A 12,589-nucleotide genomic window follows, 5' to 3' on the forward strand; every position below is an offset into this window, starting at 1 on the left:
CTGAGAAGGGGCCGCACCTTCAGGGGTGCGGCCCCTTGCGCATGCTCGGGCCGACTTCAGATGAGGCTGTCTGTAGGTGTCGCCGCACCGTTGTTTCACGGGAAACGTCGGTTTCACGTGAAACGGTCAGCGGCTGGCACCGGTGACCACCCACCGGCCGGAGCGGGCACGCAGCCAGAGAGTCAGCATCCGCACCAGCATCATCAGCGTCATCGCCGCCCAGAGCGCGGTGAGTCCACCGCCGAAAGTCGGCACCAACAGGGCCACCGGAGCGAAGACGACTAGGGTGAGCACCATGGCCCACGCGAGGTAGGGGCCGTCGCCCGCGCCCATCAGTACGCCGTCCAGGACGAAGACGATGCCGCAGATCGGCTGGGAGAGCGCCACCACCAAAAGGGCGGGCAGCGCTGCGTCCTTGACCACGTGGTCGCCGGTGAACAGTGGCAGGAAGAGCGGTCGGCTGATCACCACCAGCAGACCTAGCACGATACCCACGGCGATGCCCCACTCCACCATGCGGCGGCAGGCGGCGCGGGCCCCCGGGGCGTCATTGGCGCCGAGATAGCGCCCGATGATGGCCTGCCCTGCGATGGCGATGGCGTCGAGGGCGAAGGCGAGCAGGCTCCACAGGGACAGGACGATCTGGTGAGCCGCGATGTCGGCGTCACCGAGGCGCGCGGCCACAGCGGTGGCGATCATCAGAACGGCCCGAAGGGACAGTGTGCGTACCAGCAGAGGCACACCGGCCTGGGCGGAGTCCCGTATGCCGGCGGCGTCGGGTCGCAACGAGGCGCCGTGGCGGCGGGCACCCCGGACGACCACGGTGAGGTAGGCGGCGGCCATGCCGCACTGGGCGAGGACGGTGCCCCAGGCGGAGCCCGCGATGCTCAGATCCGCGCCGTAGACGAGACCGGCGTTCAGGGCGGCGTTGGCGACGAATCCCGCGACGGCGACGTAGAGCGGTGTCCGAGTGTCCTGAAGACCGCGCAGCACGCCGGTCGCGGCCAGGACGACCAGCATGGCCGGGATGCCGAACGACGAGATGCGCAGATAGGTGGTCGCGTACGGTGCGGCTGTGTCCGACGCGCCGAAGAGCTCCACCAGGGCAGGGGCTGTCGGCAGGACGACGGCGATCACCACGGCACCGAGCAGCAGCGCCAGCCAGATGCCGTCCATTCCCTGACGGATGGCCGCCGGGAGGTCGCCGGCGCCTACGCGGCGGGCGACGGCTGCCGTGGTGGCGTAGGCGAGAAAGACGAAGACGCTGACGGCGGTCGTCAGAAGCGCCGAGGCGACACCGAGGCCGGCGAGTTGTGCGGTACCGAGGTGGCCCACGATGGCGCTGTCGGCCATGACGAAGAGGGGCTCGGCGACGAGTGCTCCGAAGGCCGGTACGGCCAGTGCGACGATCTCGCGATCGTGCTGTCTCCGGGTGGCCTTGGGCATCGCGGGAGCCTGTGTCATGACCACCAATCTAATCGTCCACAGGTAAGTGCCGCAAGGGGTGACTGTCCCTTACTCATCGTCTCATCGCGTGTCCTCTCGCGCACCGTTCGAAGCGATCTTGGCCCGACTGGGGAAGTTTTTCTTCTGCACAGCCGGTGGACGGTAAACATGCAGGTCGGAGGGGCTTCGCGAGAGAGATCGAGGGCTTGTTCACAGGGCTGTCCACCGGGTCGTGCACAGGTTTTGCGGAGTTCTCCACAGCATCGGGGCCGTCGTCCACATGGCCTGTGGATAACCAGATTGGCTGACGCTGCCCGCAGGCCTACGGTTGTCCGACGCCCGCTCCCTGTGTCGGCTGTGAAAACCTCACAAATCCGACAGGCACTAACCGGAGTTGGGCCTCTCAGTTGTCAGTGCCGTGCCGTAGAAATGAGGGGCACGGCGAGGTCCGCGCCGCGGACGGGAGGAGGTGGCTCGGTGAGCATTTCCGAGCCCTTGGACGATCCGTGGGCCGACAGCGGTCCCAGTGATCGTCTGCCCTCCGCCCGGCGGCGCGGCGACGGCGGCCGTGGCCGTGACGACCAGCACGACCGGGGCCGGGACAGCGGCGAATGGGACGGCGGCGGCACGGCCTTCGAGCGGGTGCCGCCGCAGGACCTCGACGCTGAACAGTCCGTTCTCGGCGGCATGCTCCTGTCCAAGGACGCCATCGCCGACGTGGTCGAGATCCTCAAGGGTCATGACTTCTACAAGCCCGCCCACGAGACGATCTTCCAGGCGATCCTCGACGTCTACGCGAAGGGCGAGCCGGCCGACCCCATCACGATCGCCGCCGAGCTGACCAAGCGTGGCGAGATCAACAAGGTGGGCGGCGCATCGTATCTGCATACGCTCGTCCAGACGGTGCCCACGGCTGCGAACGCCGAGTACTACGCGGAGATCGTGCACGAGCGCGCGGTCCTGCGTCGCCTGGTCGAGGCCGGCACTCGCATCACCCAGATGGGATACGCGGGCGACGACGACGTCGACGAGATCGTCAACCGGGCCCAGGCGGAGATCTACGCCGTCACCGAGCAGCGCACCAGCGAGGACTACCTGCCGCTCGGGGACATCATGGAGGGCGCTCTCGACGAGATCGAGGCGATCGGTTCGCGCAGTGGCGAGATGACCGGTGTGCCCACGGGGTTCACCGACCTCGACTCGCTCACCAACGGCCTGCACCCGGGTCAGATGATCGTCATCGCGGCCCGTCCCGCCATGGGCAAGTCCACGCTCGCGCTGGACTTCGCCCGGGCCGCGTCGATCAAGCACAACCTGCCGAGCGTCATCTTCTCTCTCGAAATGGGCCGCAACGAGATCGCGATGCGTCTGTTGTCCGCCGAGGCCCGCGTCGCCCTGCACCACATGCGTTCCGGAACCATGACGGACGAGGACTGGACGCGTCTGGCACGCCGGATGCCCGAGGTGTCGTCCGCGCCGCTCTACATCGACGATTCTCCGAACCTGTCGATGATGGAGATCCGCGCGAAATGCCGTCGGCTCAAGCAGCGCAACGACATCAAGCTCGTGATCATCGACTATCTGCAGCTGATGCAGTCCGGTGGTTCCAAGCGCTCCGAGAGCCGTCAGCAGGAGGTCTCGGACATGTCCCGGAACCTCAAGCTCCTGGCCAAGGAGCTCGAAGTCCCGGTGATCGCGCTTTCGCAGCTCAACCGTGGTCCCGAGCAGCGCACGGACAAGAAGCCGATGGTCTCCGACCTGCGTGAGTCCGGCTCCATCGAGCAGGACGCCGACATGGTGATCCTGCTGCACCGCGAGGACGCGTACGAGAAGGAGTCGCCGCGCGCGGGCGAGGCGGACATCATCGTCGGCAAGCACCGTAACGGCCCGACGGCCACCATCACCGTCGCCTTCCAGGGCCACTACTCGCGCTTCGTGGACATGGCGCAGACCTGACCGGCGCCCTCGGCGAAATGGGCTCGACGGCGACCGTGCGGCCAGGTGGACTGGGCCCATGACGTCATCTCAGGAAGATCTGCTTCCCGCCACACGGCGTGCGTTGCTGCACCGGATCGCCGTGGCTCAGGCCGAAGGGCGGTCCCCCTCGCTCGTCGCCGCGGTCGTACGGGACGGGCGTGCCGTGTGGCACGGGGCGCGGACCTCGGTCGACGGACACGCGCCGGACGAGAACGTGCAGTACCGGATCGGCTCGATCACCAAGACCTTCACCGCCGTTCTCGTGCTGCGGCTGCGCGACGAGGGAGCGCTCGACCTCGAGGACCCGCTGGAGAAGTATCTGCCGGGAACCGGCGCGGGGGAGGCCACGATCGCCCAACTGCTCGCCCATACCGGTGGACTGGCGGCAGAATCGCCCGGTCCGTGGTGGGAGCGGACGCCGGGCTCGCTGCGTCCAGAGTTCACCGACGTTCTCGGCGACCAGCCCGTCCTGCACCCGGCGGGACGCCGATTCCACTACTCCAATCCCGGCTACAGCCTTCTGGGCGGCCTGGTCGAAGAACTGCGCGGAGCTCCGTGGGACGACGTACTACGGCGTGAAGTGCTCGAACCTCTGGGGCTGAACCGCACGAGTATGCGACCAGGGCACCCGCATGCGGGTGGCTGGGCGGTGCATCCGTGGGCCGACGTGATGCTGCCTGAGCCCACCGAGGACTTCGGGAGGATGGCCGCCGCCGGCCAACTCTGGTCGACGGCCGGAGATCTGGCACGGTTCGCCGCCTTCCTGGTCCGTGGGGACGACCGGGTCCTGAGCGCCGAGACCCTGCGGGAGATGCGGACGCCCGCGGCGCCCGCCGAGCTCACCGACCTCGTCGACGGCGGCGCATACGGGCTCGGCCTACGGATCGAGAACCAGGGCGGTCGGCTGTTGGTGGGTCACTCCGGTTCGGTACCGGGCTTCCTGGCGAGTCTCACCCTCAGCGTGGCCGATGACGTCGCCGCGGTGGTGCTCGCCAACTGCACCTCCGGTCCGATGGTGACGCAGGTGGCCGCCGACCTCGTACGCATCGTCGCCGAGGCCGAGCCGCGGATCCCCGAACCCTGGAAGCCGTTGCGGGAGGTCGAGCGCTCCGTTCTCGAGCTGGCGGGCCAGTGGTACTGGGGCACGAATCCTTTCGCGCTGCGTCTCACGGCCGACGGGCTTGTCTCCCTGGGGCCGCTCTCCGGCGGCGGACGGAGTTCGCGGTTCCGGGCGAACGGTGACGGGACCTGGACGGGGCTGGAGGGATACTTCGCCGGAGAGGTCCTGCGGGCCGTACGACGCCCTGATGGCACCGTGGACCACCTGGACCTCGGATCCTTCGTGTTCACGCGTCAGCCGTACGACGAGAGGGCCGCTGTGCCCGGTGGCGTCGACCCGGAGGGATGGCGGGGGATCGGCTGACCACCGTCAAGTGCCTCCGAGCGGAGGAAGCGCCGTGTTTCACGTGAAACACGGCGCTTCTGCTGTGGGTGCCGGGGCCTCAGAGCTGGAGCTTGAAGCCCACGTGTGAGGCCACAAAGCCCAGTCGCTCGTAGAAGCGGTGGGCGTCGGTGCGCGTGTTGTCGGAGGTCAGCTGCACCAACTGGCAGTTCTCCCGCCGGGATTCCTCGATCGCCCACTCGATGAAGCGTGTTCCCAGACCGCTGCCGCGCTCGTCGGCGTGGACGCGTACGCCCTCGATGATGGACCTGGTCGCACCGCGTCGGGACAGGCCGGGGATGATCGTGAGCTGGAGGGTGCCGACGACACGTCCGTCCCGTACGGCGACGACCAGACGCTGGTTCGGGTCGGCGCTGAGCCGTTCCAGCGCGGTCAGATACGGCGTGAGGTCGTCCGGCGACTCGCGCTGGGCACCCAGCGGGTCATCGGCGAGCATCCCGACGATGGCGGGGATGTCCTCGGTGACGGCGGCACGTATTTCAAGATCTCCCATGGGGGCAGCCTAAGCAGCGGCGGGCGCCTTCAGTGACTCCACGACCCGCACCAGTAGGGCCAGTTCCGGGTTCCTGGCGGCCTCGTCGAGGGCCTCGCGCAGTGCCGCGTCATTGGTGGGCCGGGCTTCGCCGAGCAGCTTGAGGCCGGCCTCGGTGACGTTGGTGTAGATGCCGCGGCGGTCGGTGGGGCACAGGTAGCGCTCGAGCAGTCCGCGGTCCTCAAGCCGGGTGACGAGCCGTGTGGTGGCGCTCTGGCTGAGCACGACCGCGTCGGCGACCTGCTTCATCTGCAGATGGCCCCCCTCACCGTCGTGCTGGCGGCTGAGCACGTCGAGGAGGGAGTACTCGCGCACGCTCAGGTCGTGTCCGGCCTGCAGCGCGCGCTCGATGTGGGCCTCGATCCTCCCGTGCAGCAGGGAGAGGGCGCACCAGCCCTGGGCGAGGGCGGTGAGTGCGGGGTCCGTCGCAGTCATGGGCGTCTTCCTCCGTCCCGGGGCGGCTGAAACCAGGATAGAGCAACACTGCAATAGTCGGCGGTTGCAGATAGCCAGCGCCTGCAATTATTGTGGACGCACGCAAAGCGCACATGCAATCGTCTGGGAAGGTGTACCCCCGCCATGCCTCTCGCGCTTCTGGCCCTCGCGATCGGGGCCTTCGGAATCGGAACGACCGAGTTCGTGATCATGGGCTTGCTGCCCGAGGTCGCGGGTGACTTCGGGGTCTCCATCCCCACCGCCGGCTTCCTCGTGACCGGCTACGCACTCGGCGTCATGTTCGGCGCCCCGCTGATGACCGTCCTCGGAACCAAGGTCTCCCGCAAGCGGATGCTCATGCTGCTGATGGGTCTGTTCATCGTCGGCAATCTGCTGTCCGCCCTCGCCCCGGCCTTCGCGGTCATGCTGATCGGTCGCGTGGTCGCCTCCCTCGCCCACGGCGCCTTCTTCGGCATCGGCTCCGTCGTCGCGGCCGACCTGGTCGCTCCGGACAAGAAGGCCGGCGCCATCGCGATGATGTTCACCGGCCTCACCGTCGCCAACGTCGTAGGGGTCCCGCTGGGCACCCTCGTGGGGCAGAGCGTCGGCTGGCGCGTCACTTTCGGCATCGTCGCCTTCCTCGGCGTGGTCGGACTGGTCGGCATCGCCAAGCTCGTCCCCGACGTGCCGCGGCCGGAGGGCGTCCGCCTGCGCCACGAGCTGGCCGCCTTCAAGAACGCGCAGGTCCTGCTCGCCATGGCGATGACCGTCCTCGGCTTCGGCGGCGTCTTCGCGGCCATCACCTACATCGCGCCGATGATGACCCACGTCGCCGGCTTCGCCGACGGCTCCGTCACCTGGCTGCTGGTCCTCTTCGGGCTCGGCATGGTCGGCGGCAACCTCGTCGGCGGCAAGTACGCCGACCGCGCCCTGATGCCGATGCTGTACGTCTCCCTGGGCGCCCTGGCGGTCGTCCTGGCGCTCTTCACCCTCACCGCGCACAACAAGGCCCTCGCGGCCGTCACGATCGCCCTGATCGGCGCCCTGGGCTTCGCGACCGTCCCGCCGCTGCAGAAGCGCGTCCTCGACCAGGCGCACGGCGCCCCGACGCTCGCCTCGGCGGTCAACATCGGCGCCTTCAACCTCGGCAACGCACTGTCCGCCTGGCTCGGCGGCCTCGTCATCGCCGCCGGCCTCGGCTACACGGCCCCCAACTGGGTCGGTGCCGTACTCGCCGCGGCCGCCTTGATCCTCGCGTTCGTCTCGGCCGCGCTGGAGCGCCGCGACAGTGCCCCCAGCGCCGTCGTCGCCGGAGGTGCGCCGGCCGAGCAGCCGGTGGCCGTCCGCCGCTGAGCCATGCCGGTCGGCCGGGCCGTACCGGGCGGAGCGGTCCGCGGTGCGCGTCCGCAGGACCACGGCTGCGCCATGGCCTGCCTTGGCTGCACCCGCCCGACGGCGGTCCTTCACTCAGAACGCCGGTTACCGACGGATCGCGGGAACCGGCGTCGTCATGTCCGAAAGCCTCAGCCGGCCGCGACCGTCAGCGGAGCGAAGCGTCGGCGCCAGTCACCCGGCAGGTCCGCAGTCCCATACGTCATGACGGCGTTGAAGGCGACGGACTTCAGACCCCTCGCCTTCACCCAGGCGAGCAGTTCCTCGTGCCGTACGTCGATGTCGGTGCGCAGGGGCCGGTCGGTGTGGGCGGCGAGGGACGCCAGGAGGGCCTTCGCCGTCTCGGTGTCGCGGGCGATCAGCGGGCCCACCACATGGGTGTCCATGTTGGGCCAGGCGGCCGCGTAGCCGATGATCCGGCCGCCGTCCTCGGCGACCCGTACCTGATCGGCGAAGGCGGGCAGACGGGCGATGATGTGAGTGCGGTCGGCGCCGAACACCTCTTCGTCGAGCCGGAGGATCGTGGCGAGGTCCTCGGCCGTGGCCGCACGGGTGACGACACCGGGCTCCGGTCCTTCAGCGGTGAGGTGCCCGACCACCATCTCGGCCCGGCCGATGACCTTGAATCCCAGCTCCTCGTACAGCGGACGACCGTACGGCGTGGCGTGCAGGGTCAGGGGGGTGGTGCCCATCGCGGAGACGACGTGCCGCATCAGACGACGGCCGATGCCCTGACGGGCGTGCCGTTCGGCGACCAGCACCATGCCGATGGCTCCGAGAGCGGGCCGACCGGGCGGGCCGTACTCGGTGACGACGCAGGCGCTGACAAGACCCCCGTCGGGGTCGTCGATGCCATACCCCTTCCCGGCGGTGAGGAGGAGGCCCCACTTGTGCTCCTCGCGTGGCCACCCCCGGTCCTCGGACAAGTCGGCGCAGGCGGTGAGATCGCGGTGCGTCAGTCGGCGGATGGGGAGAGCGGCGGGGGAAGGAGTCGGCACGCAGGTCAGGCTGTCCGACCGGTGCCTCCGGCGTCCACCTGTTTCCCTGGAGACACTGATGCTTTTGGCCATGCCGTGGTCAACTCCACCCTGTGCCGGCAGACGGGGCGACGTTTCACGTGAAACACGAGCGCCGGCCCTTGGGAACCCCCGCGAGATGCTGTCGGTACCGCTCGTTAGCCTCGGCCCGTGACGAGACTTCATCTCTTCGATCTCGACGGCACGTTGCTGTACGGGACGACAGCGCCGGTCGAGATTTCGCGTCAGCTTGGACTGGAAGCAGAGACGGTCGCATTGGACCGGGCGATCTCGGCAGGACGTATCGGGCCGCCGGAGTACGCGACACAGGTGTACACCCTCTGGGCGCAGCTCACTGACGCACATGTGGCGGCGGCATTCGAGGCGGCTCCCTGGCTGGCGCGCATTCGCGAGGTCTGGGCGGAGATCAGGAGCCGAGGGGAGTACTGCGCGGTGGTATCGCTCTCGCCTTCCTTCTTCGTGGAGCGGCTGACGGGGTGGGGTGCCCACGCCGCCTATGGCTCGCGTTTTCCGGCGGTGCCTTTCACCGAGCCCGTGGACCCGGCGGGAGTACTCAGTGCCGCGGCGAAGGTGCTGATCGCCGACCAGCTGTGCGGGGAGTTCGGGCTGACACGGGACGACTGCGTCGCGTATGGCGATTCCCTCTCGGACAAGGACCTGTTCGGTGTGGTGCCCGTCTCCGTGGCGGTCAATGCGGACAGTCATCTCTCGGGCATCGCGACCCACTCCTATGCGGGGACGGATCTGTGGGATGCCTATGAATTGGTGCGCCACGCCCGGTAATTGAAGGAACCCGCGGTTCGCACCCTGGTCTTCTTCGAGGAGGGAAGGGGGGACTTGTGCCGGGAGCGGCGCCCGGTATGGTCGAGTCCGGTTCGTGTCCGGGGCGAGATGTGCAAGATCCAGTGCACACATTCCGTGCGGGCCGAGACAGGGCAATGCAGCCTAACGGGACGGAGAGATCGAAGACCCGCGATTTCGGTTATGCGGCTGGGGCATCCGCAGTGGGTGGGATGCTGCGGTGAGAGGACTCGGCCCGTGTCGCACTCTCGCCTTACGTCACCGCACGCAGCAGAAATACGGGTGGACCGCGGCCGCACCGGCCGTGGAACGGAACGGAGAACCAAGCCGTCTGCGGGGGAAGCAGGCATCTTCCGAACGTGGAAGTGCGCAGACCGACCGAAAGATGTTCGAGGCGAGGCACACCATGGACGCTCCGACCACCAGGTCGGCCGACGACGGCACGCCCGGCGGCGGGGACGGATGGTTCACGCCGCGCAAGCAGCCGGTATCGGCTGCCGGCAGCGAGCAGGGAACCTCCGAAGGCCGCCGCCTGGCCGCGCTGCGCCCCGTGAGCAGGGGCACGGCGGGCCCCGACGGCGAACCGGCCCAGGACGAGGCCCAGGACCCGGCCTCCCGAATACCCGCGCCTCCCTCCCCGTGGACCGCATCCGCGAGCGATCAGCCCCAGCAGCTCGCGGAGCCCCCGGCCTCCGTTCAGACGCAGGAACCCACAGAGACTGAGACGCCCGCGTCCGCGGAGCCTCGGGCACCTGTCCCGCCACCGGCCCTCACCGAGACCCGCGTACCCGCCCAACGGTCCGCCGCCCCCGCCGGGACCCCCTCCCCGGACGCCGTCCTCGTCCGGCGGACCATGGCCGAGGTGGCCCCCGTGGCCGACAAGGTCACCTCCTACTTCTACGCCCTGCTCTTCGTCCGCCACCCCGATCTGCGTTCGCTCTTTCCGCCCGCGATGGACGCCCAGCGGGACCGGCTGCTCAAGGCCCTGCTCACCGCCGCCGAACACATCGACAACACCCCTGTCCTCGTCGACTACCTGCAGAACCTCGGCCGTGGCCACCGCAAGTACGGCACCAGCGCCGAGCACTACCCGGCCGTCGGCGAATGCCTCATCGGGGCGTTGAGCAAGTACGCCGAGTCCGTGTGGGACGCCGAAACGGAGGCGGCCTGGGTCCGGACGTACACGACGATCTCCCAGGTCATGATCGACGCGGCGGCCGCGGACGAGCTGCGCGCACCGGCCTGGTGGTACGCGGAGGTCGTCTCCCACGACCTGAGAACCGCGGACATCGCCGTCCTCACCCTGCGCCCCGACCAGCCCTACCCCTTCCTCGCCGGGCAGTACGCGAGCATCGAGACGCCGTGGTGGCCGCGGATCTGGCGGCACTACTCCTTTGCCTCAGCGCCCCGCTCCGACGGCCTGCTGACCTTCCATGTGAAGGCGATCCCCGCAGGCTGGGTCTCCAACGCGCTGGTGCACCGCGCCCGGCCCGGCGACGTCGTCCGGCTCGGCCCGCCCGCCGGCTCCATGACTGTCGACCACACCAGTGACAGCGGGTTGCTCTGTCTGGGCGGCGGCACCGGCATAGCTCCCATCAAGGCGCTGGTCGAGGACGTCGCCGAGCACGGCGCCCGCCGCCCGGTCGAGGTGTTCTACGGCGCCCGCAGCGACCACGACCTGTACGACATCGACACGATGCTCAGGCTCCAGCAGTCCCACGCCTGGCTGGAGGTCCGCCCGGTCGTCGATCGCGACGGACTGCTCCAGCTCCCCGACGCCATACGCGCCTTCGGCCCCTGGACCGAGTACGACGCTTATGTCTCCGGCCCGCCCGGCATGATCCGCAGCGGAGTGGACGCCCTCCGCGGCGTCGGCATCCCGGTGGAGCGCATACGCCACGACTCGGTGGAAGAGCTCGTCGCCGCCGGCCACTGACCCGGCGTCCCGAACGTCACCCCAGGTCAGGTGCGTGCATGGCCCGGACACCCTCGATGTTGCCGTCTAGGTAGTGCCGCAGCGAGAGCGGTACGAGGTGGACCGAGGCGATGCCGACGCGGGTGAACGGCACTCTGACGATCTCGTACTCGCCGACGGGCTCGTCGACCTCGGGTCCGTGTCGCAGGGACGGGTCCATGGATTCCAGACGGCAGACGAAGAAGTGCTGCACCTTCACGCCGGTGGCGCCCCCGTCCTCGCCGATGTGCTCGACGGTGTCGACGAAACAGGGCACCACATCGGTGATCTTGGCGCCGAGTTCCTCGTGCACCTCGCGGTGCAGGGCGTCGACGACGGTCGGGTCCTCCGGTTCGACCCCGCCCCCGGGGGTCAACCAGTAGGGATCCAGGCCTGGCTTCGTGCGCTTGATCAGGACCAAGTCGTCGCCGTCCAGCAGAATGGCGCGGGCGGTGCGCTTGACCACAGGTCGGACGGTCATGGGAGAAATGTGGCCCGGCTGGTTCCACGTGAAACATCGCGAAATGTCATCGGACGAGCTCACTGCGTGAGGTCGCGAAGGAGCCTGTTCAGCACCAGTCGGCGGCCGTCCTCAGCAGCCATTCGTGGGCCCGCGCGACATGCGGCATCGCCAGCGTGCCGGTGCGCACCACCAGCACATACGTCCGTAGCGGCGGCACCGCGGGTTCATGCAGTTCGACCACCTCACCGCGCTCCAGGGCGGCCGCGCACAGATAGCGGGGCAATACCGCCAGGCCGGCGCCGGAAATCGCACACGCGAGCACGGCACGCAGATCAGGAACGATGACGGTGCCCGAGGCGGCGGGGCGGGAGTCGAAGACGGACGCCCAGTAGCGGGAGACGAACGGCAGCGACTCGTGGACCTCGACGACAGGGAGGTTCTCCAGAGCGGACGCGCCCTTGCGGCGCAGCTTGTGGGCGCCGATCAGCTCGGCCTGACGCGGGGCGGTGACAAGGACGTGTTCCTCGTCGCACAGCGGTGTGGCGGTGAGCAGGGCACCTCGTGGCCGGGCCGTACTGATCGCCAGGTCGTGGTGTCCGGCGGCCAGCCCTTCCAGGACCTCCTCGGCGGTCCCGAAGGAGGCGCGCAGCGCGAGCCCCTGCCCGTCGTCGCCGGTCAGCTCGGTGAGGGCGGGAAGAGCCCGCTCTGCGGTGAACTCGGGTGGGCCGGCCAGGTGCAGCGTCCGTACGGAGGACTCGTCGTCGAGGCCGGTCTCGGCGATCTCCACCAACGCGTCGAGGTGGGGGGCGGCCTTGTGGGCGAGTTCGTCGCCGATGGTCGTCGGTGTGACGCCGCGGGCCTGGCGCAGGAACAGAGGGCGTCCCAGCTGCCGTTCGAGCGTGCGGATCTGCGAGGTCACGGCCGGCTGGGAGAGGCCCAGCAGGGCGGCGGCGCGGGTGAAGGAACCGGCCCGGTGCACGGTCACGAAGGTGCGCAGCAAGGCGAGATCCATGGAGCGTCCTCCCCCTTCCCCTGCCCTTCTCCCGGCCCCGAGGCAGGGCCCAACTATAAATAAGTCGATAGGTCTCTG

The 12,589-nt window shown here is 69.1% G+C and carries 11 protein-coding genes; 5 read left to right on the forward strand and 6 right to left on the reverse strand.

The window, feature by feature from the left end; translation table 11 throughout:
- Positions 1 to 126 precede the first annotated feature (126 nt).
- Positions 127 to 1,473 carry an MATE family efflux transporter gene (locus tag ACPT94_RS14140; RefSeq protein WP_425245954.1) on the reverse strand — a complete coding sequence of 449 codons (1,347 nt, stop codon included), beginning with the start codon at positions 1,471 to 1,473 and terminating at the stop codon, positions 127 to 129.
- A 450-nt stretch (positions 1,474 to 1,923) separates the two neighbouring features.
- Between ACPT94_RS14140 and dnaB the strand changes: the two genes are divergently transcribed.
- Positions 1,924 to 3,402: a replicative DNA helicase gene (dnaB, locus tag ACPT94_RS14145; protein ID WP_360347370.1), complete on the forward strand. Its 1,479-nt coding sequence runs from the start codon at positions 1,924 to 1,926 to the stop codon at positions 3,400 to 3,402.
- A gap of 58 nt (positions 3,403 to 3,460) precedes the next feature.
- Entirely contained in the window at positions 3,461 to 4,846 is a 1,386-nt protein-coding gene (locus ACPT94_RS14150) for a serine hydrolase domain-containing protein (RefSeq protein WP_360347372.1), read from the forward strand.
- Positions 4,847 to 4,925: 79 nt separating this feature from the next.
- Here the strand turns inward: ACPT94_RS14150 and ACPT94_RS14155 are convergent, their stop codons facing one another.
- Complete coding sequence (locus ACPT94_RS14155) at positions 4,926 to 5,378, reverse strand: GNAT family N-acetyltransferase (RefSeq protein WP_360347374.1); 453 nt, start codon at positions 5,376 to 5,378, stop codon at positions 4,926 to 4,928.
- Between the two features lie 9 nt (positions 5,379 to 5,387).
- Complete coding sequence (locus tag ACPT94_RS14160; RefSeq protein WP_425245955.1) at positions 5,388 to 5,852, reverse strand: MarR family winged helix-turn-helix transcriptional regulator; 465 nt, start codon at positions 5,850 to 5,852, stop codon at positions 5,388 to 5,390.
- A gap of 144 nt (positions 5,853 to 5,996) precedes the next feature.
- Between ACPT94_RS14160 and ACPT94_RS14165 the strand changes: the two genes are divergently transcribed.
- Positions 5,997 to 7,205 (forward strand): MFS transporter, encoded by a 1,209-nt coding sequence (locus ACPT94_RS14165; RefSeq protein ID WP_425245956.1) that lies wholly within the window; start codon positions 5,997 to 5,999, stop codon positions 7,203 to 7,205.
- 170 nt (positions 7,206 to 7,375) lie between these two features.
- On the opposite strand, the gene ACPT94_RS14170 is transcribed toward ACPT94_RS14165, so the two are convergent.
- Complete coding sequence (locus tag ACPT94_RS14170) at positions 7,376 to 8,242, reverse strand: GNAT family N-acetyltransferase (RefSeq protein WP_360347380.1); 867 nt, start codon at positions 8,240 to 8,242, stop codon at positions 7,376 to 7,378.
- Positions 8,243 to 8,431: 189 nt separating this feature from the next.
- On the opposite strand from ACPT94_RS14170, the gene ACPT94_RS14175 reads away from it, so the two are divergent.
- Both ACPT94_RS14175 and ACPT94_RS14180 read left to right on the forward strand, forming a co-directional pair.
- The gene (locus ACPT94_RS14175; RefSeq protein ID WP_360347382.1) at positions 8,432 to 9,064 is read left to right on the forward strand and encodes an HAD family hydrolase; all 633 of its coding nucleotides are present in this window, start codon (positions 8,432 to 8,434) and stop codon (positions 9,062 to 9,064) included.
- 403 nt (positions 9,065 to 9,467) lie between these two features.
- Positions 9,468 to 11,018 carry a globin domain-containing protein gene (locus tag ACPT94_RS14180; protein WP_425245957.1) on the forward strand — a complete coding sequence of 517 codons (1,551 nt, stop codon included), beginning with the start codon at positions 9,468 to 9,470 and terminating at the stop codon, positions 11,016 to 11,018.
- Positions 11,019 to 11,034: 16 nt separating this feature from the next.
- On the opposite strand, the gene ACPT94_RS14185 is transcribed toward ACPT94_RS14180, so the two are convergent.
- A complete protein-coding gene (locus ACPT94_RS14185; RefSeq protein ID WP_360347386.1) occupies positions 11,035 to 11,517 on the reverse strand; it encodes an NUDIX domain-containing protein in 483 nt (160 codons plus the stop codon).
- A gap of 88 nt (positions 11,518 to 11,605) precedes the next feature.
- Positions 11,606 to 12,511, reverse strand: coding sequence for a LysR family transcriptional regulator (locus ACPT94_RS14190; protein WP_360347388.1), 906 nt, complete (start codon positions 12,509 to 12,511; stop codon positions 11,606 to 11,608).
- Between the last annotated feature and the right edge of the window lie 78 nt (positions 12,512 to 12,589).

Origin of the sequence: Streptomyces aurantiaciflavus, from assembly GCF_049808595.1 — a bacterium.
Taxonomy (GTDB): domain Bacteria; phylum Actinomycetota; class Actinomycetes; order Streptomycetales; family Streptomycetaceae; genus Streptomyces.

Excerpts from the sequence above, each read along its gene's own strand:
- ACPT94_RS14150 (WP_360347372.1), top strand. The coding sequence starts at position 3,461 with ATGACGTCATCTCAGGAAGATCTGCTTCCCGCCACACGGCGTGCGTTG.
- ACPT94_RS14155 (WP_360347374.1), bottom strand. The coding sequence starts at position 5,378 with ATGGGAGATCTTGAAATACGTGCCGCCGTCACCGAGGACATCCCCGCC.
- ACPT94_RS14160 (WP_425245955.1), bottom strand. The coding sequence starts at position 5,852 with ATGACTGCGACGGACCCCGCACTCACCGCCCTCGCCCAGGGCTGGTGC.
- ACPT94_RS14165 (WP_425245956.1), top strand. The coding sequence starts at position 5,997 with ATGCCTCTCGCGCTTCTGGCCCTCGCGATCGGGGCCTTCGGAATCGGA.
- ACPT94_RS14180 (WP_425245957.1), top strand. The coding sequence starts at position 9,468 with ATGTTCGAGGCGAGGCACACCATGGACGCTCCGACCACCAGGTCGGCC.
- ACPT94_RS14185 (WP_360347386.1), bottom strand. The coding sequence starts at position 11,517 with ATGACCGTCCGACCTGTGGTCAAGCGCACCGCCCGCGCCATTCTGCTG.
- ACPT94_RS14190 (WP_360347388.1), bottom strand. The coding sequence starts at position 12,511 with ATGGATCTCGCCTTGCTGCGCACCTTCGTGACCGTGCACCGGGCCGGT.